The organism is Phenylobacterium sp. (assembly GCF_030697925.1).
Taxonomy (GTDB): domain Bacteria; phylum Pseudomonadota; class Alphaproteobacteria; order Caulobacterales; family Caulobacteraceae; genus Phenylobacterium.
In genome coordinates this window covers 1-1,551 of record NZ_JAUYOJ010000010.1, presented here as the reverse complement: position 1 = coordinate 1,551, position 1,551 = coordinate 1, and the positions used below count along the sequence as shown (strand labels likewise).

The following is a 1,551-nucleotide window of genomic DNA, read 5'->3' as shown; positions in this document are numbered from 1 at the left end:
TGGCCGGCCAGCCGATGGCCGCAACCGGCTCGTGGGACCGGGTGATCGATCCGGCCTACAGCGCCGCGATCCGGCCGCGGCTCTCGTAGAGGGCGGACGCGGCCTTGGCCGGCGCGGCGGATGCGCCGGCAGCGAGCGGCCTGGCCTGGACGCCGGCGAGGCTGGCTTCCGAGTCGATCAGGAACTGCCCGGAGGCGACGATCTTCTGGCCTTCGTTCAGACCGGCCAGGATCTCGGTCCGTCCATCATCCTCGCGGCCCAGCTGGACCTCGACCGGCTGGAAGCGGCCCTTGTCGCCGGCGACCATGACCAGGGCCCGCTTGCCGGTGCGGATCACCGCCTCTGACGGCACGAACAGAGCCGGCCGGGCCGTACCGCCCAGGTGGACCGTGGCGAACATGCCGGGCTTGAGCCGGCCACCGGGGTTGGCGAGCTCGACCCGGACGGTGAGCGTGCGGCTGTCGGCCTGGGTGGTCGGCAGGATGGCGGTCACGCGGCCGTTGAAGCTCTCGCCCGGAAAGGCGGCGAGTTCCGCGCGGACGGGCTGCCCGACGCGGACCTGGCCGCCCTGCGCCTCGGGCACGGCGGCGTTGAGCCAGACGGTCGCGAGACCCGCGACCTGGGCTAGGGTCTGGCCCATGCTCACGGTCATCCCTTGGCGCACATCCAGGGTCTGGATCGCGCCGCCCACCGGCGTCGTGACGGTGACGACGTTGCGGGTCCGCCCCGACCGCGCGACCTGGTCGATCAGGCCCGCGGGCATGCCGAGCAGCGTCAGCCGCTGCCGGGCCGCCGCCTCCAGGGCCGCATCGCCGGATCGGCGCACGGCCAGGTATTCGGCCTGGGCCCCGCCCCACGACGGAACCAGAAGATCGGCGATCGGTGCGCCGGCGGCGACCACGTCGCCGGGCGCCCGGGCATAGACCCGCTGCACGAAGCCGGCGGCCTTGGCCTGGACGATGGCGACGTCGCGCTGGTTGAAGTCGAGGACGCCGGTCGCGTCGAGGCTCTGGGCGAAGTCACCGCGCTGGGCGCTGGCCAGCCGAACGCCGAGGTTCTGGACGGCGTCCGGATCGATCCGCACGCCGCTCTCGCCGGCTGGACCTTCGTCGGCGTAGCGCGGCTGGAGCTGCATATCCATGAACGGCGACTTGCCCGGCCTGTCGAAGTGCTGGGCTGGGACCATCGGGTCGTACCAATAGAGCACCCTGCGCTCGCTCGATGCGGCGGGCGCTGCGGTCTGCGGCGACGGCTTGCCGAGTTGGGCCAGACCATAGCCGCCTGTTGCGGCCAGGACGGCGGTGGCGGCGGCCGAAAGGGCGAGTTGGGCGCGGGTCATGGGGCGTCGCTTCCGTAGGTCAGGACGATGCGGACGGCGTCGCGCTGGACGTCGGCCTCACGGTCGAGGACGTCGATCTTGGTTTCGGCCAGCGCCAGGAATGCGCCCAGCACCTCGGACAGGTCGGCGGTCCCGGCGGCGTAGCTCGCGGTCTCGAGCTGCGCCTTGCGGGCGGCGAGCGGCTCCAGCGTGGTTCGGGCGCGCATCAGCCG

At 73.0% G+C, this 1,551-nt stretch carries 1 protein-coding gene and 1 pseudogene; both read right to left on the bottom strand.

The features are described 5' to 3' along the window. Window positions 1-55: 55 nt before the first annotated feature. Window positions 56-1,339 carry an efflux RND transporter periplasmic adaptor subunit gene (locus Q8Q88_RS01360; protein WP_305673403.1) on the bottom strand — a complete coding sequence of 428 codons (1,284 nt, stop codon included), beginning with the start codon at window positions 1,337-1,339 and terminating at the stop codon, window positions 56-58. After that, window positions 1,336-1,551, bottom strand: a pseudogene (locus tag Q8Q88_RS01355) (transporter); the annotation flags it as partial. The gene Q8Q88_RS01360 and the pseudogene Q8Q88_RS01355, both read right to left, overlap by 4 nt.

Bases quoted from the DNA above. Each gene is read 5' to 3' on its own strand.
- Q8Q88_RS01360 (WP_305673403.1), bottom strand. From the start codon at position 1,339: ATGACCCGCGCCCAACTCGCCCTTTCGGCCGCCGCCACCGCCGTCCTG.